General features: G+C 54.2%; 20 protein-coding genes and 1 tRNA gene. 16 read left to right on the top strand and 5 right to left on the bottom strand.

Translation table 11 applies throughout. From position 1 onward, the window contains the following. The first annotated feature begins 23 nt into the window (after positions 1–23). The 9 genes from BV494_RS08500 (at position 24) to BV494_RS08455 (ending at position 10,679) form a co-directional block, all read left to right on the top strand. Complete coding sequence (locus tag BV494_RS08500; RefSeq protein WP_104922480.1) at positions 24–1,148, top strand: branched-chain amino acid ABC transporter substrate-binding protein; 1,125 nt, start codon at positions 24–26, stop codon at positions 1,146–1,148. A 61-nt stretch (positions 1,149–1,209) separates the two neighbouring features. Further along, positions 1,210–2,124 carry an ABC transporter permease subunit gene (locus tag BV494_RS08495; protein ID WP_104922479.1) on the top strand — a complete coding sequence of 305 codons (915 nt, stop codon included), beginning with the start codon at positions 1,210–1,212 and terminating at the stop codon, positions 2,122–2,124. 9 nt (positions 2,125–2,133) lie between these two features. Further along, the gene (livM, locus tag BV494_RS08490) at positions 2,134–3,423 is read left to right on the top strand and encodes a high-affinity branched-chain amino acid ABC transporter permease LivM (protein WP_104922478.1); all 1,290 of its coding nucleotides are present in this window, start codon (positions 2,134–2,136) and stop codon (positions 3,421–3,423) included. Continuing rightward, positions 3,420–4,313, top strand: a complete 894-nt coding sequence (locus BV494_RS08485; protein WP_104922477.1) for an ABC transporter ATP-binding protein — start codon at positions 3,420–3,422, stop codon at positions 4,311–4,313. The genes livM and BV494_RS08485 overlap by 4 nt, the downstream gene beginning before the upstream one ends. After that, the gene (locus BV494_RS08480) at positions 4,310–5,026 is read left to right on the top strand and encodes an ABC transporter ATP-binding protein (RefSeq protein WP_104922476.1); all 717 of its coding nucleotides are present in this window, start codon (positions 4,310–4,312) and stop codon (positions 5,024–5,026) included. Before BV494_RS08485 ends, BV494_RS08480 begins: the two co-directional genes overlap by 4 nt. Positions 5,027–5,467: 441 nt before the next feature. Then, positions 5,468–7,774 (top strand): phosphatidylglycerol--membrane-oligosaccharide glycerophosphotransferase, encoded by a 2,307-nt coding sequence (opgB, locus tag BV494_RS08470; protein ID WP_104922474.1) that lies wholly within the window; start codon positions 5,468–5,470, stop codon positions 7,772–7,774. A 258-nt stretch (positions 7,775–8,032) separates the two neighbouring features. Further along, complete coding sequence (locus BV494_RS08465; protein WP_104922473.1) at positions 8,033–8,875, top strand: MetQ/NlpA family ABC transporter substrate-binding protein; 843 nt, start codon at positions 8,033–8,035, stop codon at positions 8,873–8,875. A 12-nt stretch (positions 8,876–8,887) separates the two neighbouring features. Beyond that, positions 8,888–10,042 carry a methionine ABC transporter ATP-binding protein gene (locus tag BV494_RS08460; protein WP_104922472.1) on the top strand — a complete coding sequence of 385 codons (1,155 nt, stop codon included), beginning with the start codon at positions 8,888–8,890 and terminating at the stop codon, positions 10,040–10,042. After that, the gene (locus BV494_RS08455) at positions 10,023–10,679 is read left to right on the top strand and encodes a methionine ABC transporter permease (RefSeq protein WP_104922471.1); all 657 of its coding nucleotides are present in this window, start codon (positions 10,023–10,025) and stop codon (positions 10,677–10,679) included. The genes BV494_RS08460 and BV494_RS08455 overlap by 20 nt, the downstream gene beginning before the upstream one ends. A 41-nt stretch (positions 10,680–10,720) precedes the next feature. On the opposite strand, the gene BV494_RS08450 is transcribed toward BV494_RS08455, so the two are convergent. After that, positions 10,721–12,034 carry an NAD(P)/FAD-dependent oxidoreductase gene (locus BV494_RS08450; protein ID WP_104924752.1) on the bottom strand — a complete coding sequence of 438 codons (1,314 nt, stop codon included), beginning with the start codon at positions 12,032–12,034 and terminating at the stop codon, positions 10,721–10,723. A gap of 336 nt (positions 12,035–12,370) precedes the next feature. Here BV494_RS08450 and BV494_RS08445 point away from each other — a divergent pair, with 336 nt between their 5' ends. Beyond that, on the top strand, positions 12,371–12,523 hold the full coding sequence (locus BV494_RS08445) for a Hok/Gef family protein (RefSeq protein ID WP_226790074.1): 153 nt from the start codon (positions 12,371–12,373) through the stop codon (positions 12,521–12,523). Between the two features lie 125 nt (positions 12,524–12,648). Here the strand turns inward: BV494_RS08445 and BV494_RS08440 are convergent. Continuing rightward, positions 12,649–12,738, bottom strand: a tRNA-Ser gene (locus BV494_RS08440). Between the two features lie 397 nt (positions 12,739–13,135). On the opposite strand from BV494_RS08440, the gene BV494_RS08435 reads away from it, so the two are divergent. From BV494_RS08435 to BV494_RS08420, 4 genes are all read left to right on the top strand, one after another. Beyond that, positions 13,136–14,617 (top strand): peptide MFS transporter, encoded by a 1,482-nt coding sequence (locus BV494_RS08435; RefSeq protein WP_104922469.1) that lies wholly within the window; start codon positions 13,136–13,138, stop codon positions 14,615–14,617. Between the two features lie 125 nt (positions 14,618–14,742). Further along, complete coding sequence (gene ghrA, locus BV494_RS08430) at positions 14,743–15,684, top strand: glyoxylate/hydroxypyruvate reductase GhrA (RefSeq protein ID WP_104922468.1); 942 nt, start codon at positions 14,743–14,745, stop codon at positions 15,682–15,684. Between the two features lie 67 nt (positions 15,685–15,751). Next, positions 15,752–16,492, top strand: a complete 741-nt coding sequence (locus BV494_RS08425; protein WP_104922467.1) for a phosphatase — start codon at positions 15,752–15,754, stop codon at positions 16,490–16,492. 60 nt (positions 16,493–16,552) lie between these two features. Further along, positions 16,553–17,137, top strand: coding sequence for a TorD/DmsD family molecular chaperone (locus tag BV494_RS08420; protein WP_104922466.1), 585 nt, complete (start codon positions 16,553–16,555; stop codon positions 17,135–17,137). A gap of 79 nt (positions 17,138–17,216) precedes the next feature. Here the strand turns inward: BV494_RS08420 and BV494_RS08415 are convergent, their stop codons facing one another. The 3 genes from BV494_RS08415 to mdtH form a co-directional block, all read right to left on the bottom strand. Next, the gene (locus BV494_RS08415) at positions 17,217–17,780 is read right to left on the bottom strand and encodes a lipoprotein (RefSeq protein ID WP_104922465.1); all 564 of its coding nucleotides are present in this window, start codon (positions 17,778–17,780) and stop codon (positions 17,217–17,219) included. 141 nt (positions 17,781–17,921) lie between these two features. After that, entirely contained in the window at positions 17,922–18,569 is a 648-nt protein-coding gene (gene grxB, locus BV494_RS08410; RefSeq protein WP_104922464.1) for a glutaredoxin 2, read from the bottom strand. A 180-nt stretch (positions 18,570–18,749) separates the two neighbouring features. After that, complete coding sequence (gene mdtH / locus BV494_RS08405) at positions 18,750–19,955, bottom strand: multidrug efflux MFS transporter MdtH (protein ID WP_104922463.1); 1,206 nt, start codon at positions 19,953–19,955, stop codon at positions 18,750–18,752. Positions 19,956–20,167: 212 nt separating this feature from the next. Between mdtH and rimJ the strand changes: the two genes are divergently transcribed. Together rimJ and BV494_RS08395 are read left to right on the top strand one after the other, a co-directional pair. Continuing rightward, on the top strand, positions 20,168–20,755 hold the full coding sequence (gene rimJ / locus BV494_RS08400) for a ribosomal protein S5-alanine N-acetyltransferase (protein WP_104922462.1): 588 nt from the start codon (positions 20,168–20,170) through the stop codon (positions 20,753–20,755). 10 nt (positions 20,756–20,765) lie between these two features. Beyond that, positions 20,766–21,419 (top strand): YceH family protein, encoded by a 654-nt coding sequence (locus BV494_RS08395; protein WP_104922461.1) that lies wholly within the window; start codon positions 20,766–20,768, stop codon positions 21,417–21,419. Positions 21,420–21,430: the final 11 nt, after the last annotated feature.

The following is a 21,430-nucleotide window of genomic DNA, read 5'->3' as shown; positions in this document are numbered from 1 at the left end:
ACACAGTGCTAAGGATCATGACGATGTCGATGAAATTTATGAGAAGTCCGCTCTCTTTGTTGCTGGCTGGTTGTCTGGTGACCGCTTTCTCCGCGCGTGCGGATATTGTGATTGGCGTCGCGGGTCCGTTTACCGGGCCGAATGCAACTTACGGTGATCAGTACTGGCACGGCGCCACACAGGCTGCCGAAGACATCAATGCCGCAGGCGGGATTAATGGCGAAAAAATTAAACTGGTGCAGGGCGATGACGCCTGCGAACCGAAACAGGCGGTGGCGGTGGCCAACCGTTTAATCGATCAGGACAAAGTGCAGGCCGTGGTCGGGCATTTCTGTTCTTCCTCCACCATGCCTGCCTCCGAGGTGTATAACGACGCCGGAATTATCGCTATCACGCCGGGTTCCACTAACCCGCAAATCACCGAACGCGGCATGAGTGATATGTTCCGCATGTGTGGCCGCGACGACCAGCAGGGGTTAGTGGCCAGCGATTACATCATCGACAAACTGAAAGCCAAAAAAGTGGTCATCATCCACGACAAAGACACCTACGGGCAGGGGCTGGCGGATGCCACCAAAGCGGCGCTCAACAAACGCGGCGTGAAAGAGGTGATGTACGAAGGGTTGTCGCGCGGTGAAAAAGACTTCAACGCGCTGGTAACTAAAATCAGTGCGCAAAAACCGGATGTGGTGTTCTTCGGCGGCTGCCACCCGGAAGCCGGTCCGTTAGTGCGTCAGATGCGCGAACAGGGCGTTCAGGCGACCTTCTTCTCCGGCGACTGTATCGTCAATGAGGAAATGGTGACCGCTGCCGGTGGCCCGCAATACACCAACGGCATTCTGATGACCTTCGGCAAAGACCCGCGTCTGATCGCGGATGGCAAAACCGTCATCGATAAATTCCGCGCCAGTAAATTCGAGCCGGAAGGTTACACGCTCTACTCCTACGCGTCCGTTCAGGCCATTGCCGCCGCATTTAAAGCCACCGGCGGTACGGACTCCGCTAAAGCCAGCGCCTGGCTAAAAGCCAACAGCGTCGATACCGTCATGGGCAAGAAAGCCTGGGACAGCAAAGGCGATCTGAAGGTTTCCGATTACGTAGTTTATAAATGGGATGACAAAGGCAAATATCAGGAAGTGAAGGAATAAAACCATATCAGACAAAGACCGCGTTCCGGCGAACGCGGTCGCAAAAAGAGACTGCGTATTTATGGATTCATTCTTTCTGCAACAACTGTTCAATGGCATCACGCTCGGCGCTGTCTACGGTTTGATCGCCATCGGCTACACCATGGTTTACGGTATTATCGGCATGATTAACTTCGCTCACGGCGAGGTTTACATGATTTCTGCGTACCTGTGTGCCATCGCGCTGGCGCTGCTTTCCTTCTTCGGGCTGCATTCCTTTCCGCTGCTGATCCTCGGCACGCTGGTGTTCACCATTGTGGTGACCGGCGTTTATGGCTGGGCGATTGAACGTATTGCCTACAAACCGTTGCGAAATTCCACCCGCCTGGCGCCGCTCATCTCTGCCATCGGAATGTCGCTTATCCTGCAAAACTACGCACAAATCAGTCAGGGACCGCGCCAGCAGGGGATCCCGACCATGCTGGACGGCGCGCTGCGTTTTCATATCGGCGAAAGTTTCGTGCAGATGACGTACACCAAGCTGTTCATCCTGGTGGCTTCTTTCGTCGGGATGCTGGTGCTGTCGTGGATTATCAGCAATACCAGGCTCGGTCGCATGTGCCGCGCCGTGCAGCAGGATCGCAAAATGGCCTCGATTCTCGGCATCAATACCGACCGCATTATTTCGCTGGTTTTTATGATTGGCGCGGCGATGGCCGGGCTGGCGGGCGTGCTGGTCACCATGAATTACGGCACGTTTGATTTTTACGCCGGATTTATCATCGGTATTAAAGCGTTCACGGCGGCGGTACTGGGCGGTATTGGTTCGTTGCCCGGAGCGATGCTGGGTGGCCTGATTCTGGGGATCGCCGAAGCGCAGTTCTCGGGCATGGTGAACTCGGATTACAAAGATGTCTTTTCGTTTGGATTGCTGGTGGTGATCCTCATTTTCCGCCCTCAGGGCCTGCTGGGTCGTCCGGTTGTGACGAAAGTGTGAGGGGAAAAAATGACGTCACAAACTGAGGTGAGGAGCGGGTTTTCGCTCAAACGTTGTGTGCTCGATGCCATTTTTGCCGGGCTGGTTGCGCTGATTATTTTCGGCCCGGTCGTCGGCGTTGTGCTTGATGGCTACAGTTTTACGTTCCACAGCCAGCGGCTGGTGTGGATTATCGCTGCGGTGATGCTCGGGCGGTTTCTGCTCAGCGCGTTTTTGGACACGGCGTCAGGGCAGAAAATGCGTGTGCGGTTCGAGGCGGACAGCGCCGGGGTGTATGTGCGTCCGCCGGATTACAAAAGTAACCTGCGTTGGGTCATTCCGCTGATTCTGGTGCTGGCGATTTTCTTCCCTTTTGTGGCCACGAAATACATTCTGACCGTCGCTATTCTGGGGCTGATTTATGTCCTTCTTGGGCTCGGGCTGAATATCGTGGTCGGGCTGGCCGGGTTGTTAGATCTCGGGTACGTGGCTTTTTACGCGATTGGCGCGTATGGCCTGGCGCTCGGCTATCAGTATCTCGGCCTCGGATTCTGGTCAATGTTGCCGCTGGCGGCGATCATGGCCGCGCTGGCGGGTGCGCTGCTGGGTTTCCCTGTGTTGCGGATGCACGGCGATTATCTGGCTATTGTGACGCTCGGGTTCGGGGAAATCATCCGTCTGGTGCTGACCAACTGGCTGTCGTTTACCGGCGGGCCGAACGGCGTTTCCGCGCCGCCACCCACATTCTTCGGGCTGGAATTCGGCAGGCGGGCGAAAGAGGGCGGCGTGCCGTTTCATGAGTTTTTTCATCTGACCTATAACCCGAACATGAAGTTTATTTTTATCTACGCGGTGCTGGTTCTGGTGGTGCTGCTGGTGCTGTTTATCAAACATCGTCTGACCCGGATGCCGATTGGCCGTGCGTGGGAAGCGCTGCGTGAAGACGAAATCGCCTGTCGCGCCATGGGGCTTAACCATGTGCTGGTAAAACTTTCGGCGTTTACGCTTGGCGCATCAACAGCCGGTATTGCCGGGGTATTTTTTGCCACCTATCAGGGATTTGTTAACCCGACGTCTTTCACCTTTTTTGAATCCGCGCTGATCCTCGCCATTGTGGTGCTCGGCGGGATGGGCTCGACCCTCGGCGTGGTGCTGGCGGCGTTTGTCCTTACCGTTGCGCCGGAGCTGTTGCGCAGTTTTGCAGAATACCGCGTGCTGCTGTTTGGCGTGCTGATGGTGGTGATGATGATCTGGCGTCCGCGCGGTTTAATCCGCATCAGCCGCAGCGGGTTTACCGTGCGTAAAGGCGTCGCGCCATGAATGAGACTCTGAAACGTGACAACATTCTCAGCGTGCAACATCTGATGATGCATTTTGGCGGGATCCGGGCGCTCAATGACGTCAATCTGGACGTGAAACGCGGCTCAATCACCGCATTAATCGGCCCGAACGGCGCGGGGAAAACCACGGTATTTAACTGTCTGACCGGATTTTACAAGGCAACCGGCGGCACTATTTTACTCAGTACGCAACGGCGTACGACCAACGTGATTCAGGTGCTCGGGCAGAAATTCCAGGCCAGTGACTGGGTGAAACCGGCGCAGCTCGGGCAGCGGATATTCTACAAAATGTTTGGCGGAACGCATCTGGTGAACCGTGCCGGGCTGGCGCGGACGTTCCAGAACATCCGTCTGTTCCGCGAAATGTCCGTCGTCGAAAACCTGCTGGTGGCGCAGCACAGGCAGACTAACCGCAACCTGATTGCCGGTGTGCTGAATACGCCGGGCTACCGCCGTGCGGAAAATCAGGCGCTGGATCGCGCATTTTACTGGCTGGAGGTGGTGGAACTGGTGGACTGCGCCAACCGGCTGGCGGGGGAAATGTCCTACGGGCAACAGCGGCGTCTGGAAATCGCGCGGGCGATGTGTACCGCGCCGGAAATGATTTGCCTCGATGAACCGGCGGCGGGGCTGAACCCGGTTGAAACACGCACGCTGAGCAAAATTATCCGTTTTCTGCGCGATCATCACGACATTACCGTGCTGCTGATTGAACACGATATGGGGATGGTAATGGAGATTTCTGATCACATCATCGTACTCGACCACGGCGACGTAATTGCCGAAGGCGCTCCGCAGGCGATTCAGAATGATGAAAAAGTGATCGCCGCTTATCTCGGCGCTGATGAAGACGATGAGGTCAGCTTATGAGCGATACGATGCTGGAGTTTCGAGATGTCGATGTTTTTTATGGCGCTATTCAGGCTTTGCAAAACGTGTCGTTGCAGGTGCACGAGGGGGAAACAGTGGCACTGATCGGGGCCAACGGCGCAGGGAAATCCACGCTGCTGATGTCGATTTTCGGGCAGCCGCGCGTGCAGAGCGGGCAAATCCTGTTTCGCGGAGAAGATATCAGCCGTAAATCCACGCACTTTGTGGCGTCGGCGGGGATTGCGCAATCGCCGGAAGGGCGGCGGGTTTTCCCCGATATGACTGTCGAGGAGAATCTGCTGATGGGCACCATTCCTGTGGGAAATAAATATGCGGCGGAAGATTTGCAAACCATGTTCGATTTATTTCCCCGCCTGAAAGAGCGCCGGAAACAGCGCGCGATGACCATGTCCGGCGGTGAGCAGCAAATGCTGGCGATAGCGCGTGCGCTGATGAGCCGTCCGAAACTGTTATTGCTCGATGAACCGAGCCTCGGGCTGGCACCGATCATCGTTAAACAGATTTTCCAGACGCTGCGCGAACTGGCACGCAACGGCATGACGATCTTCCTGGTGGAACAGAATGCACATCACGCACTGAAGCTTTCCGACAGGGGTTACGTGATGGTCAACGGACAGATACGGCTGAGCGGAACCGGGGAAGAATTGCTCCACAATCAGGAGGTCAGAAAAGCCTATTTAGGCGGAATTTAATCCTCTTCTGCCTTGCTGCTCCGCCACGTATTGCGTGACGGTCAGCAAGGCATTTCCCATAAGGTTTATTCTGAATTTCTCAATTTCAAATCCTCCTCCACATTTCGCTCACAGTATTCCCTTATCATGCAATTCTTACAAATTGGTGACCAGAAAGTTAAATTTCTGAGTTATCATGCAGAGTTAACCCTCAAAAATTTGTTAAAGATGAGTTTTTTAGGACGAATCAATGACCTGACGCAGTGTTTAAACGTTGACCCCTTCGGGACAACGGGCTATATAACGCTGTCCGTTTTTGGCATGAATTTTCCTGTCTCAAGGATCAAGGATGAAGTGAATGGCGAACGGGCCATTCATTCGATGCGTTGAACCGTCGGCGCTGCTCGTAAAACAGCAGAAATGGGTCGTAGCGTTTATTGTTTAATCAGACAGGGTGCTGAAATGGTTTCTGAGATAATTTCTTTTGTTTTATTTCTTTCCTCTATTTTTTTCTACGTCACCCGTGCGTCGGCCAGCCGTGTCTGGTTCTCGCTGGTTCTGTTTTTCCTCGGCCTTTACGTCATCCTTAACGTCATTCTGATCGGCAGTAACTATTTTACTGGCGAAGGCATTACCGACGCGGTGCTTTACACCGTGACCAGCAGTCTGAAAGGCGCCGGGCTGAACAAATATATTCTGCCTTTCCTGGGTCTACTTGCGGGCCTGATTGCCGTATTTGCGGTGCTGGCGTGGGCGCTGAAACAGCGTCGCGCTAAAAACAGCAGCGCGGTGTACAGCGTTCTGGCGGTGGTGCTGGCGGTGTTTTCGGTCGGATCCACGCAGGCTTTCCAAAATATTTCCCGCCTGGTAAAAACGCAGATCTCCGGCAATGGCGCGGACTTCGACACCTATTACAAAGTGCCGGAAAAAGTGGTGAAAGGCGCGAAAAAGCCTAACCTGGTTTACATCTATGGCGAAAGTCTGGAACGCACTTATTTTGATGAAAAAGTGTTCCCGGGGCTGACCACCGAACTAAGCCGCCATAAAGCGCAAAGCATTGATTTTACCAATACCAAACAGGTTCCCGGCACCGGCTATACCATCGCCGGTATGGTGGCTTCACAGTGCGGTATCCCGCTGTTTGCCCCGTTTGATGGCAATGCGTCCAGCGCGCTCGCCACGTTCTATCCGGAAAACGTCTGTCTCGGCGATGTGCTGAAAGGCGCGGGTTACACCAACTATTTCTATCAGGGTGCGGAACTGGCGTTTGCCGGAAAAGGCACGTTCCTGAAATCTCACGGTTTTGATCATCTTTACGGCTACAACGAACTGCGTCCGACCGTGGCAGATCCGGCGTATAAAAACGACTGGGGCTGGTATGACGACACGCTGCTCGACGAGGTTTATAAGAAATTCATCACGCTGAGCAAAGAGGGCAAGCCTTTCTCGCTGTTTGCGCTGACGGTCGATACGCATCACCCGGACGGCTTTATTTCCCGGGGTTGCACCCGCAAAGACTATAAAGTAAACGGGAAATCCAATCAGTCCCTGAGCGCGGTATCCTGTAGTCAGGAGCTGATTTCGGCGTTTATCGACAAGATCAAAGCGTCCGGTTATTTCGATAACACCCTCATTGTGGTGTCTTCAGACCATCTGGCGATGAACAACACCGCGTATAACATTCTGACCAAGCAAAACCGCAAGGACCTGTTCTTCGTGCTCGATGGCCGTAAACCGGTGGGTGAGCTGAACGCGGCGAAACGCAGCACCCTTGATAACGGTGCGACGGTGCTGGATATGATGGGCGGTGATAATTACATCGGCCTGGGGCGCAGCGGTTTCTCTGCGACATCCATGACCGCGCAGTTCCTCAATATTGATGACAAAGTGAATGCCTGGAAACCGGCGGTTATCAAGCAATGGGGCTTCCCGAACAGCATCAAGAATTACACGGTCAACAACAAAGACAGCAGCTTCACGTTCTCCGGCATGACTATTAAGACGCCGTTCATCCTGAAAGTGACTGGCGAAAAAATCGAGCCGATGTTTGATGTGTATCTGTCGACGCCACTCAAGAAACAGCTTGCCGGACTGGCGACCAGCGATAACTTCGTGTGGGTCGATAAATGTTATGAAATGGGCCGGGTTTGGGCACCGGAATTGTCGCTTAATACCGGTCTTTGCGTGGCGTCCGGTAACCTCGGTGCGAAGCCGTCCATCGTTCAGGTCACTGGCGATACGTTCAAAGGCAAAGTCGACTTCGCCAAAGATACGTCGGGCAGCAATGCGATTTACCAGAAAACGCTGGCTGCGCTGAACATTGATGATGAAGCGACGACGTACCAGTCGCCGTCGATCGCGTTTATGGTGCCGGGCCTGCCCGAGCAGGTGAAAGCGATTACGGGCGTTTCTTCGGTGGAAAACTGGGGACGCTGGTCGGATGCCAATCTGGCTCCGTCGGTGAAAATCGATTATGTCAAACCGCTGCCCGAGACGTTTGATGTGGTGATCCGTGCCAGAGCCTACGGCAACAACATCGACAAACCGGTTTCCGTGCGCGTTGGCGACCAGGAACAGTTTGTGACCTTCGGCGATCAGGACGGCATTGTGAAGGTGCAGTTCACCAACCCGGAAGCGGCACAAAGTATCGTGATTACGCCACCTGAACCGACCGAACCGACCGAAGGCACCAGCGGTGGTTTCCAGCCGCGTAAACTCGGGATCGGCATGGTATCGCTGGAAGTTCAGCCGGTTGATCCGCAGTCGTAGCCGTCATAAATGTATTGTTGTCAGGAATGAGGAAAACCCGCTGCGGCGGGTTTTTTTATGGCCACAGATCGGGAATTTCCTTACTGCCGCAAGGTTAGCTTTTTTATCGATTTACTATCCCATTTCATATATTCGTTTCAGGAATATGAATCTCTGAAACAATATTATAAAGAAATAAGCCTATGGGTATACTCGCCAAATTCCTGCACGGAAACTCGGCTCTGCGCAGGCTTCTCATCTACTTTTTGGGGATACTCCATGCAAGCAATGTTTAACAAAACGAAGACCCGCCTTAAGCGCACTATTTTACTGGCTGCCACCTCTGCGGTTGTGATTTCCGGCAGCGTTCTGGCACCGCTTGCGGCAGCGCATGCAGCCGATAAAACCACCATTAAAGTCGGCATCATGAGTGGCGAAGACGAAGACGTCTGGCGCGAAGTGATTAAACAGGCAGCGGCGAAAGGGCTGACCGTGAAACCGGTCGTTTTCAACGATTACAACCAGCCAAACGAAGCGCTGCAAAACGGTGAAGTGGACGCCAATGCCTTCCAGCATCAGCCGTTCCTCGATAACCAGATCAAAGTGAATCACTACGATATCGTTCGCGTCGGTTACACCGCCGTCTGGCCAATCGGTTTGTACTCCAAAAAAGTGAAAACCGCCGCTGAACTGAAAGATGGCGCAGTGATCGGTGTGCCTAACGATCCGGCGAACGAAGCACGTGGTCTGGTGCTGCTGGAACAATCGGGTGTGATCAAACTGAAACCGGGCGCAGGTATTTCAGCCACGACCGCAGACATCATTGAAAATCCACGCCACGTAAAGATCAAAGAATTGGATTCCGGCATTATCGGCCGCTCCGTGCCTGATCTGGATGCGGCGATCGTTAACACCGACTGGGCGCTGAAAAGTGGCCTGACGCCGGCAGACCGTATCGCACAGGAACCGGTAAAAGGTAACCCGTACAACAACTTCATCGCCGTTAAAACGGCGGATGTAAATGCGCCTTGGGTGAAAACGCTGGTGAGTTCTTATCAGAATGACGCCGTCAAGCAAGTGTTTGATAAGGTTTATAAAGGTACTGGCATAACGGCCTGGTAAGGAAGTAAAAGCATGACAATAATCACTGAGGCCGGGGCGCAGTTTACCGCTACGTCTCCGGAAAAGGACAATGCCCGCCGCGCTCAGGCGGGCACTCCGGCGCAGGCTGACCGGATCGCTGGCAAGGATGCAGCACAAAATGTGGTGCGGTTGCATCAGGTCAGCCGCCGGTTCGGGGAAACGCAGGCCCTGAACAGCGTGTCGTTAACGGTAAAGCGGGGCGAAATTCTCGGGATTATTGGTCGCAGCGGGGCAGGGAAATCGACCCTGATCCGCTGTCTCAACGGGCTGGAACAGCCGGATGAAGGCGTGATCGAAATAGAAGGTCACGCCATCACCGGGCTGAGTGAAAAACAGTGGCAGTCGGTACGTAGCCGCGTCGGGATGGTGTTTCAGCATTTTAATTTGCTGTCGGCCAAAACCGTTGAGCAGAACGTCGCGCTGCCGCTGAAAATTGCCGGTTTCGACAAGGCGCGTCGTCAGGCGCGTGTGGCCGAATTACTGGCGCTGGTCGGGCTGGAAGATAAAGCCAAAAGCTATCCGGCAGCGTTGTCAGGCGGGCAAAAGCAGCGTGTCGGCATTGCCCGCGCGCTGGCGGCCAGCCCGGCTTTATTGCTGTGTGATGAAGCTACGTCGGCGCTTGACCCCGAAACCACCCGCTCAATACTCGCGCTTCTCCAGTCACTGAATCAGAAACTGGGGATCACGATTTTACTGATCACCCATGAGATGGAAGTGATCAAGAAAATCGCCCATCGCGTTGCGGTGATAAACGCGGGTGAAATCATTGAAGAAGGCCCGGTGTGGCAGGTGTTTGCCCATCCGCAATCCGAGCTGACCCGCACATTGTTGCAGGGCTTGCTGCCACAGTTGCCCGAAGCGCTGGCTGAAGAACTAACAACCGAACGTCAGGGGCAGGCGATTTACAGCGTGCAGTATGCCGGGCAGGGCAGTCAGGGCGAAATTATCACCCAGATGGCGGCAGAGTTACCGGGCAAGTTCCGGCTCATTCAGGGCGGTGTTGACCATATTCAGCATTATGCCATCGTGCGCTTCTTCTTCTCGGTTCCGGTGGCTGACGCCGCGTCCGAGCAGGCCGTTTTACACTGGCTGCAACAACGCCAGGCCACTGTGGAGCTGACGGGCTATGTCTCCGGTAATGCTTGATCTGTTATTCAATGCCGTCCAGGAAACGCTGCTGATGACGGCGGTTTCGGGTTTGTTTTCACTGGTTGCCGGTCTGCCGCTCGGGCTGATTCTGGTCATGAGCAGCCCCGGTGGTATTGCTGAAAACCACTGGGTTAACCGTTCGCTCGGGCTGGTTATCAATGGCTTTCGATCGCTGCCGTTCATCATTTTGCTGGTGGCGCTGATCCCGGTGACGCGTTTTCTGGTGGGAACCTCGCTGGGTACGTGGGCGGCGATTGTTCCGCTTTCTATTACCGCTACGCCGTATTTTGCCCGTGTGGCCGAAGTGTCGCTGCGTGATGTGGATCGCGGGCTGATTGACGCGGTGCGGGCGATGGGGGCAAGTAAGCTGCGCATCGTCTGGGATGTGTTAATTCCGGAAGCGCTGCCGGGAATTTTGTCCGGATTTATCGTGACGCTGGTAGCGCTGATTGGTGCCTCGGCGATGGCGGGCGCAATCGGTGCGGGCGGGTTAGGTGATCTGGCTATCCGTTACGGCTATCAGCGGTTTGAAACCGTGGTGATGGTAGAAGTGATTGTGGTGCTGATTATCATCGTCTGCGGTATCCAGTGGCTGGGCGATCGTATCGTGGCGCGCGTGGATAAACGTCATTAAAAAAAGCCGGTCGTCCTCGGGCGACCGGCTTTAGTCTGATTCTACATCTCGCTGCGTGAACGCCAGCGTTCCCGTGCCATAAAGCTTTTTACCCCAACATCAAGGAACGGGCGCGGCGGCAGATAATTGGCGCGCCCGACCGATTCCATATCCGCCAGCAGCGGATTGTCTTCGCCCAACGCATGTTCTGCCAGTAACCGGCCAAACGCGCTCTGCTTCGAGCTGCCTGAGCCGTTACAGCCTGCCGATGAATACACGTTCTCCGACAAATTTCCCCACACCGGTGCGCCGTTACGCGTAATGCTGATCAGTCCCGACCAGGTATACGCCATATTCACATTCTGCAACTGCGGGTAAATGCGTGCAAAAAGTTGCTGATGGCGGCGCGCGTGGCGGCCTGTTTCCACTGCACTGGTCACCAGACCTGGCGCAAAATTCACGTGCTCGCGGATCAGGAAACGGTGGTCTGAGGTATAACGCAACGTTGCGCCTGCCAGTGCATTCACCGGCGTCGAACCCCACGGCGAGATATCACCAATAAGACGGCGCTGTTCCGGCGTCAGCGGCTCTGTGAGCGTGGCAAACGTCGACATCGCGAATACGTTACCCTTGAACAGCGGCAACCCGCGTGCGGCACCGTTAATCGCCAGCATCAGCTTACGTGCGCTGACTTCGCCGTGCGGCGTTTCGGCGCGGATCGTACCTTGTGTATCGATTTGCAAAGCAGGGGAATTGGCATAAACCGTGACGTTTTCAGGCAACGTTGCCACTAAACCGCTGATCAGCGCCGCCGGATTGACCAGAATACAGTTCGGTGTATACACCGCGCTGCGGTAGAAACTTGTGCCCAGCCGCTGTTTCAGGGCGGCGTTATCCAGATATTCAAAGCTTTCGCCGAGTGTGGTCAGCTCTTTCTGATAATGCGCAATCTCGCCGTCAAACTGCTCGCTTACGGCGCAGTGATATTTCCCCGAATTCAGCCAGTCGCACTCAATACCATGCTGGTCGACGGTATCTTTCAGATGATGAAGCCCGTACTGCAAAAGTCGGCGGTAAGTATTAGCATGTTCCAGTTCAGCCGATGTACTGCCGACGGTGTGGGGTAAATCGATGACAAAACCGGAGTTACGCCCCGAAGCGTTATCGGCAATGTCGAGCGCTTCAAGCACCACGACGTGCTCATGCGGGCGAAGTTCTGCAATTCTGCGGGCAAAAGCCAGCCCGGCAAATCCTGCGCCGATCACCAGCCAGTCGGCAGTGACTTTGCCATGCAATGCAGGGTGATGCGGCCTGTCGCCACGCAACGCCGCCCAGCCGTTGATATTCTGATCAAGTGGTAAGTTTTTAATTTTCATATGTGGCATCAAATCGTTATCCCAGGTGGTTCGATCCTAAGTTATGGACGTTTGGATGTCTAATGCACAATGGTGATAAACATAGTTATAGGTTCCGGCGAAGAGGGCCGTCTGGTGAAAATTAGGACAAAGTGAATATTAAGTAAGCAGATGCCGGGGAGGTTTACTTGCAAGAATGCGCGCGGGTGCTTGAGGCTTATGGGTCTTGAGCAGTGTTGTTCAAGGCGTAATAAGAAGAAAGCCCCGAGTTAATTATTCAATCAACCCGAGGCTACCAACGACACCTAAGCAATGTCAGGATAGCCTCATAGATGCAGAAATGCAACGGAGGTTAAGATAGCGCGAAAGCTGATTTTGTACGGGCTCATGGTGATTTGTTTCACATTATTGGCCTGGACCTGGATGGTGCGTGATTCGCTGTGCGAGTTGCACATTAAGCAGGGAAATACGGAAATTGCGGCAGTCTTAAGCGACGAAATTAACGGCTAACCGTGAGGTGGGGTTCGCCCCACCTTTTCGGATGTTGTCAAAGCAAGTTGGCCCTCAGGCACCCATTTGCAGAAAACGCAAAAACAAAAAGGCCCGAATTTTCATTCGGGCCTTCTCGTATTGTGTGGTGGAGAGAGAGGGGTTCGAACCCTCGATACGATTTCTCATATACACACTTTCCAGGCGTGCTCCTTCAGCCACTCAGACACCTCTCCAGTCGTCGGCTGCACCGCAGTGCTGCTGACCGGCGCTAATGTAGGGAAAACCGCGTTCAGCGTCAACCTTCTTTTTGCAGGTTCTGTGCTGTTTAGACAAACTTAGAGCAATTTGCTGATTTACAGACCAAAAACTGTATTAAGGATGACCAGCTTGGCGTAAGTCACGCAGCGTCATTAATTCTGCTTATCCCTGTGAATAGATAATTAGAATAACTGCATAAAAGTGCGATTAAGCAGCAAACACTTTCCGTTACGTTCAAATAGCAAAATATGTTGTGAAAATCGCCAGTCACGAAGGTATAACAATGGATTCCAAAAAAAGGCTTCGTATAAAAACTGGGCGAGTTAAAACCAGAAGCAGAATAAATCCACACTACGGGACAGGGGTTCTTACTTGAGTCAGTCAAATAACGCGACAGCGTCGCAGCACCGCACGGCGATCCCCGCCGGTGCGGGCACATTATTCTTCGTTCAGACTTTCGCGACGCTCGGCTTCGCGGTGCTGTATTCCACTCTGGTGCTGTACGCCACAAAAAAACTGGGTTTCAGCGAGGATAACGCCAACGCCATTATGGGCGTGTTTGGCGCGTTCAACTATGGCCTGCACATGTTTGGCGGCTATCTCGGCGGCCGTTATCTGAGCAACCGAAACCTGTTCGTTCTGGGCATGGTATTGCAGGTCTTTGGCTGTGCGCTGATTGCGCTGGAGGGCGTGACCGGTCTGTATTGGGGGCTGGCGATGTTCCTGACTGGCAGCGGGCTGAACGTGACGTGCCTGAATATGATGCTGACGCAGCGTTTTGCGCCGGATGATGACCGCCGCGAATCAGCATTCCTGTGGAACTATGCCGGGATGAATCTGGGCTTTTTCATTGGTTTTGCTGTGGCCGGTTATTTCCAGTTAAGCGAAAACTACCGTGCGCTGTTCCTGTTTGCCACACTGGGCAACGTGGCGGCGGTGGTGGTGACGCTGTCTCGCTGGTCGATTCTGGCCGATATCAGTACGCCGCTTAAAGAAGCCAGCCGCAGCCAGTTGCTGCGCCGTATGGCTGCCGGCATCGCGATTTTAATCGTCCTCGTGCCGGTTATTCGAATGTTGCTGACCCACGCGGAGTTCAGCAGCTACTTTGTGGTCGCGCTGGGTATCATCATTTTTGCGCTGATGACGCTGGTGACTTACCGCCACCGGCAGGCCGATGAACGCCGCCGCATGAAGGCGTATCTCTTGCTGGCGCTGGGTTCGCTGGTGTTCTGGACGCTGTATCAGCTGGCCCCGATGGGGCTGATGCTCTTCTCCGAACACAACATCAACCTGAACGTTTACGGTATCCGCGTGGCACCGCAGTGGATCCAGAATATTAATACCATTGTGATTGTTATCGGCGGGCCGCTGATGGCACTGTGGTTCAATAAATTGCGTCAGCGCGGCTGGAATATTGATGTTCCGGCGCAGTTTTCCGCCTCTTTATTCTGTATGGGGCTGGGCATGCTGGTTCTGCCGATGGGGATCCATCTGGCGGGCGGCGACGGGCTGGTGGCGTTTAAATGGATTGCTATAAGCTATCTGCTGCAAAGCATCGGCGAGTTGCTGATTTCCCCTATCGGCTACGCGATGATTGGCAAACTGGCTCCGGCGCGCTATCAGGGCGTGATGATGGGCTGCTGGATGATGGTGACCGGCGTAGCTTCGGTGCTTGCCAGTTACATTTCCGGCCTGATGCCGCAAAACGAAGGTAGCACGCCAGTGCTGACGAATCCGGGCTACAGCGAAGTCTTCAACGTGCTCGGCTGGGGTTCCGTTATCACCGGTGTGGTTTTGCTGGTCCTGATCCCGCTTTTACGCCGGATGATCCGCCGCGAGCCTGCCGCAGCCTGAGCTGAAAGACAACACTATCAGTGAAACTTCAAGCCCCGATTTTCGGGGCTTGTTCTTTTTTCGGCCTCAGGGTTGCATCCTGATGATATTCAGGGAAATCTATCAGCTCACAGGAGGCGTCCCCGATGAACATTATTTTTTACCACCCTACATTTGATGCAAAGCCCTGGATTCACGGAATTACAAAACGCATACCGCAGGCCAGAATGCGCGTGTGGAACGCGGCGGACCATGAGCCCGCCGACTACGCGCTGGTCTGGCGACCACCGCACGCCATGCTGGCCCCGCGTACGATGCTGAAAGGCATTTTTGCTCTCGGCGCAGGCGTGGATGCCATTCTCACGCAGGAACAGCGTCAGCCCGGCACATTGCCCGCCGGTGTGCCGCTCATTCGTCTCGAAGATACCGGAATGTCGTTGCAGATGCAGGAATACGCGCTGGCCAGCGTGTTGCGGTATTTCCGCCGTATGGATGAATATCAGCTGTTCCAGCAACAAAAACAGTGGCGGCCGCTGGCACCGCATTCACGCAGTGAATTTACTGTCGGCGTTCTTGGCGCCGGTGTGCTGGGCAGCAGCGTGGCGAAAGCCCTGGTGGATCTGCAATTTACCGTGCGCACCTGGAGCCGCAGCGAGAAATCTCAGGACGGCGTGAAAAGCTTTTACGGGGACGATCAGCTGGTGGCATTTGCGACCGGCTGCAAGGTGCTGATCAACCTGCTGCCGAATACGCCGCACACCGCCGGTATTCTCAATCATCAACTGTTCACAAATCTGCAGCATAATGCTTATCTGATTAACCTCGGACGCGGCGGACATCTGGTGGAAGGTGATTTGCTGCGCGCGCTGGACAATGGACAGATAGCCGCCGCCACGCTCGACGTTTTTGCCGAAGAGCCGTTGCCGGGCATGCACCCGTTCTGGCCGCATCCGCGCGTCAGCATTACGCCGCACGTTGGGGCAGATACCTTGCCGGAAGAAGCGATGGACAGTATTGCGGCGAATATTCTCGCTATCGAAGCAGGGCGGGAGCCGGCAGGACGTGTCTGCCTCGGCCGGGGTTATTAACATTCATCTGCTAAAATTATTAACGTGGCGGCCATGCAGTCGCCACGGGATCACTTAAGGAGATCACATGCCGTACCCCGTTGATTTGCATATGCATACTGTTGCCAGCACCCATGCCTACAGCACATTACATGATTATATTGATGAGGCTGCAGAGAAGGGCATTAAGTTGTTTGCCATTACCGATCACGGCCCGGATATGGCCGATGCCCCGCACTACTGGCACTTTATGAATATGCGCGTCTGGCCGCGTCTGGTGAACGGAATCGGCATCCTGCGCGGTATCGAATCGAACATCAAAAACATTAAGGGGGACATTGACTGTACCGGCCCGATGCTCGATGAAATCGACGTGATTATTGCCGGTTTCCATGAGCCGGTGATGCAACCGGTGGACAAAGAAACACACACCGCCGCGATGATTGCCGCGATGGCGGGGGGCGATGTGCATATTATTTCGCATCCGGGCAACCCGAAATACCCGATTGATATTCCGGCTGTTGCGGCGGCGGCGGCGAAATATAACGTGGCGCTGGAGCTGAATAACTCCTCTTTCATCCATTCACGTAAAGGCAGCGAACCCAATTGCCGGGCGGTTGCGCTGGCTGTGAAAGAAGCCGATGGCTGGCTGGCGCTGGGATCGGATTCGCACATTGCGTATTCACTCGGCGGGTTTGAGCATTGCGAACGTATTTTGCGTGAAGTTGATTTCCCGGAAGACCGTATTCTGAACGTCAGTCCGCGCCGTTTCCTGGATTTTCTGGAGAAACGCGGGCGTGCACCAATTGCAGAATTAAGCGAACTGTGACATTGTCGCGGCCAATTTGCGGGGGATTGCCCCTTTTCACCGACTGATCAGGTTATTGCTATGAATGAATTTTCGATTGTCTGCCGCATTTTGGGCACATTGTTTTACCGTCAGCCGCAGGATCCGTTGCTGGTTCCGCTTTTTGGCCTGATTCAGGACGGGAAATTGCCTGAACACTGGCCGCTGGAGCAGGACGCGTTGCTGAACCGCTTGCAGGAAAGCGCCGATCCTCAGGCACTGGCGGCAGAGTTTAACCGTTTGTTTGTCGGTTCAGAATGCGCGGTGTCTCCGTTCCGCAGTGCCTACGTTGATGGCGCAAATGAAATGGATATCCGTGCTTTCCTGCAACAGCGCGGAATGCCGTTAGGCGAAGCGCCTGCCGATCACTTCGGCGCGATGCTGCTTGCGACATCATGGCTGGAAGATCAGTCGCAGGAAGATGAAGTGAGCGCGCAAATCACATTGTTTGATGAGTACCTGTTCCCGTGGTGCGGCAAATTCCTCGGTAAAGTTGAAGCGCACGCCACCAGTGGTTTCTACCGCACGCTGGCTGAAATCAGCCGCGAAGCGTTGCAGGTCATGCGTGATGAGCTGGAAGAGCAACTGCCGCCCGATCTGGATGGCGACGAAGAAGACGATCAGTAACTCTGTTATGCGTCAGAAATAAAAAAGCCCGGTCATGAAAATGTGCCGGGCTTTTTTTCAGGCGGTTTACGAGATTCCGCTAATCAGTAAATGGGATCACCAGTTCACCCGGCTTCACTTCAATACCTTTCGCCAGTTTTTTCGCCATGGCTTCGCCTTTGCTGTGATCGCCATTCAATACATAAGCCGGACGCTGATCAAAGTAAGTTTTCAGCGAATTGTTCAGATAAGGCATCAGGCCTTTCATCACGCTGTCCATTTTTTCCGGCTGAATGGTGTAATCCACCACCTGCATATCTTTCAGGAAAATCGCGCCTTTATCCTTGTCGTAGGAAGGATTGGCTTTCAGCGTCAGGTGCATATCGGCTTTCTGCGGGCCAAATAATGACGAGATATCGACATGTGCGTCGCCGGTCAGCGTCACGACGCCCGGTTCGGCGCGGCCAATCTGGCTGCTGAGATTGGTCAGCACTAATTTCGCATCCACCAGCCCCGGCACGCCAAGCTGCTTCTCGAAATTATTGTTCTTATTCAGATAGTCATTAACCTGCTGCTCGCTGATGGTGTACTGCGTCAGCTGGTTACACCCGGCCAGCAGGCTGGCGCACATCAGAACTGCTGCACCTAAAAGTCGCTTTGTCATTCTTCCCTCATTACGTAAAAACTATTTTGTCAGCATGACCGCTAAACGGTTTCGCTCCAATCAGACAACGCTGATTAGCCTAAGTGTTGGGGAAGGGGAAGAAAAGGGAAAATCGCCGGAAGCCGACTTCCGGCGGAAGATTTAACTGGCGAGGCGGGTAAACAGATTTACCTGCGTCTGTTTTGCCATATTGTCGCGATAAGCCTGAACACGGGACGGCCACTCAATCCCCTGAACGATGGTCAGCGAGCGTAAAACCGGCCAGAGATTGATGTCATCTTCAGAAAGCTCGCCGTTGACGGCGTTCGGTTCGACGATCAGTTTATCGAGAGCACGTAAATCCTGACTGATTTTTTTCACCAGACCTTCTGAATGTTTCAGATGCTCCTGAAAATCGCCGCTGGCAGCCTGCTTTTTGTCGGAGAAGTATTTACGCGCTTCCGGCGTGGAGAACTCTTCCAGCGGCGCGGTTGCAAAACGAGGCAGCAGCAGACGGCCCATATATTCAGAAACATGGCGCAGCCAGGTGGCAATGGACGCATTCAGCGGGCCGGTCAGCAGCGGTTTTCCGTCACTTTTATCCACGTAATGCACGATGTCCATGCTTTCGGGCATAAAGCCACCATCCTGTTTTTGCAGGATCGGCACCATCTTTTTGCCTACCATCGAAATCGGGGTTTTCTCGTCATCATTGAGCAGAACTTTGATTTCTACAGGAATGTTTTTCAAACCGAAAATCATGCGTGCTTTGACGCAAAAAGGGCAATGCTCGTAAACGTAAAGTCTCATGGTTCATAGCTCCTGTTGTCGCCGGCGTTGACCTGTAGGGTGCGTGAAAACTGCCGGATATAGGTTCTGATTTTATCGATACGCTGAAACCAGTATGGGTAAATGAGGAGGGGAGATCAAACATACACGTCATGTTTGCCGCTTTGTTACAACGCCAGTCATTTTGTGTATTTGCCGATGTCAGCCTCCGCTTAGCATCGCCGGTTCGATGCGGCGCAGATTGAACTGCCAGTACAAACCGGTGAGAGTGATGAAACCGACGATGCCCAGTAAAAACCACGGTAATTCAGGCCGTTCAAGCGCACGGCCAGTGTCATACATCCAGCCACCGCCGGTATAACCAATTACGCCGCCCAGCGCCAGCCCCAGACGGCTGAAACCCATGTAACTGCCTCGTGCACGTGAATCGGCCAGTGAGGCGCTCAGCGTTTCGCGCGCCGGTTCGGCAATGATTGAGCCGATGTAGAAGAACCCGATCAGCAGCAACAGCGGGTTGATCGAGGTCACCAGCCCGACGGGAAGAAGACTGAGCGTCATGATCAACAGGCCGAACATCAGACGCTGCTCAAGGCGAAAACGCTTTTCGCTCCAGCGCGCAATCGGATACAGCAGCGTCAGGGAAAGCACCGCTTCAATCGCATACATCCATTTCACCGCCGAAGGACTTCCGGCGACGTCATTGACCGCAATCGGCAACATCAGCATGACCTGTACAGTCAGCATGTAATAACCGGTTAGCGTCAGCACATACGCCAGAAAACGACGATCGCGCAGCACACGCATCATGCCTTCACGCATTGGCGTGCGCAGGGTGGAAATCCGGTAAGCGGGCAGCAGCCAGGCGTTGCAGGCGGCGGCCAGCACAAAAATCCCCGCACCTGCCCAGCAAACATAATGAAAATCATATTGCAGCAACCAGCTGCCGATGAGCGCGCCGATAACCGCACCGGCGCTGTCTTGCATCATCATCAGGGAAAAGAAACGGCTGCGTTCGTGCGGACGGGTCAGCTTGATCACCAGCGCGGTACGCGGCGGGTCAAACAAGGTACCGCCGAGGCCGGAGAGAATGCAGGAACAGACTAAAATCCACGGTTCGTCTGCCATTGCCATGGTGGCGAATCCGGCCGCGCGTAAAAGCATGCCGGTGATAATCATTGGTTTGGCACCGAAACGGTCAGCGATTGCCCCACCGAAAATGCCTAATCCCTGTTGCGTGAGCTGGCGGACACCCAGCGCCAGACCGACGGCCATCGCGGCCCAGCCGAGCTGATCGACAAATCGGATCGAGATCAACGGAAAAACCACGAAAAAGCCTAAAATAACCAGCGCGTTGTCTAATAACAGAAAATACTTACCCAAGCTCCGAGCTTGTGATACCAGAGACATGCTTCACCATGAGCGATTATTTGTACCCTGTCCGGCAGATACAGAAAGGAAGAAAAGACCGTTCCAGTCTGAACCGGAATCAGGCGTTTAGATAGGGCGCTATTGATAATATTTTTTTATCGTCAAGCCGCGTTCTGACTGGCAGAATTGGCGATGATCAGGTGTTTCCTATAAATTCTATTCATCGACCCGTGCGGGATGTGGAGGAAGGGATGTTTGGCTATAAATCTGCCGTGCCGAAAGTGCGGCTTACCACGGACCGGATGGTTCTGCGCCTGGTTCATGACCGCGATGCGCAACGGCTGGCTGAGTACTACGCGGAGAACCGGGTGTTTCTGAAACCCTGGGAACCGGTCAGGGATGAAAGCCATTGTTATCCTTCCGGATGGCAGGCGCGTCTGGGATTAATTTCCGAAATGCAGAAACAGGGCAGCGCGTATTATTTTATCCTGCTCGATCCCGATGAAACCCGTGTGATGGGCGTGGCGAATTTCAGTAACGTCCTGCGCGGCTCATTCCATGCCTGTTTTCTCGGTTATTCCCTCGGTCAGGAATGGCAGGGGAAAGGGCTGATGCAGGAAGCGCTGCAAACCTTGATCCGCTACATGCAGCGCCAGCAAAAAATGCACCGGATTATGGCCAATTACATGCCGCACAATAAACGCAGCGGGCAATTGCTCGAACGTCTGGGTTTCGAGCGGGAAGGCTATGCGAAGGATTATTTACTGATTGATGGCAAATGGCAGGATCACGTGCTGACAGCGCTAACCTGCCAAGAATGGACGCCCCCGTCCCGATAAGGAGAGCAACATGAAACATGAACTCAGTGACCGGGAAGCCCGGGTTGTCGGTTGTTTGCTGGAAAAACAGCTCACCACGCCGGAACAGTATCCGATGACGCTCAACGGATTAACCACCGCCTGCAACCAGAAAACCAACCGTGAACCGGTGATGGAACTCAGCGAAAGTGACGTTCAGCAAACGCTGGATTTACTGCTGCGCAAACACATCATCCGCACCCTCAGCGGTTCCCGCACCATGAAGTACGAGCATCGTTTTTGTAATTCCGAATTCGGCAATCTCAAATTTTCCCCGCAGGAAGTGGCGGTTGTCACTACACTGCTGCTGCGCGGCGCGCAAACGCCGGGCGAATTACGCACCCGCACCAACCGCCTGCATGATTTTTCTGACGTTGCCGAAGTCGAGCAAACCCTGACGGATCTGGCTACGCGTGACGACGGTCCGTTCTGCGTGCGTCTGGCGTGTGAGCCGGGCAAGCGCGAAAGCCGTTTTATGCACCTGTTTAGCGGTGAAGTCAGCCAGGCGGCAGGCGCCGCGGAAGAGCCGTTTTTCAGCGCTGCCGCACCGGACTCCGGGCTGGCCGCGCGCGTGGAAGCACTTGAGACAGAGGTTGCCGAACTGAAACAACGTCTGGAAAGCCTGCTGCAACATCTGGGTGATTAAAAGGAAAACGT

This window comes from Rahnella sikkimica (assembly GCF_002951615.1).
Taxonomy (GTDB): Bacteria; Pseudomonadota; Gammaproteobacteria; order Enterobacterales; family Enterobacteriaceae; genus Rahnella; species Rahnella sikkimica.
This window is presented reverse-complemented; position numbering and strand designations above follow the sequence as displayed.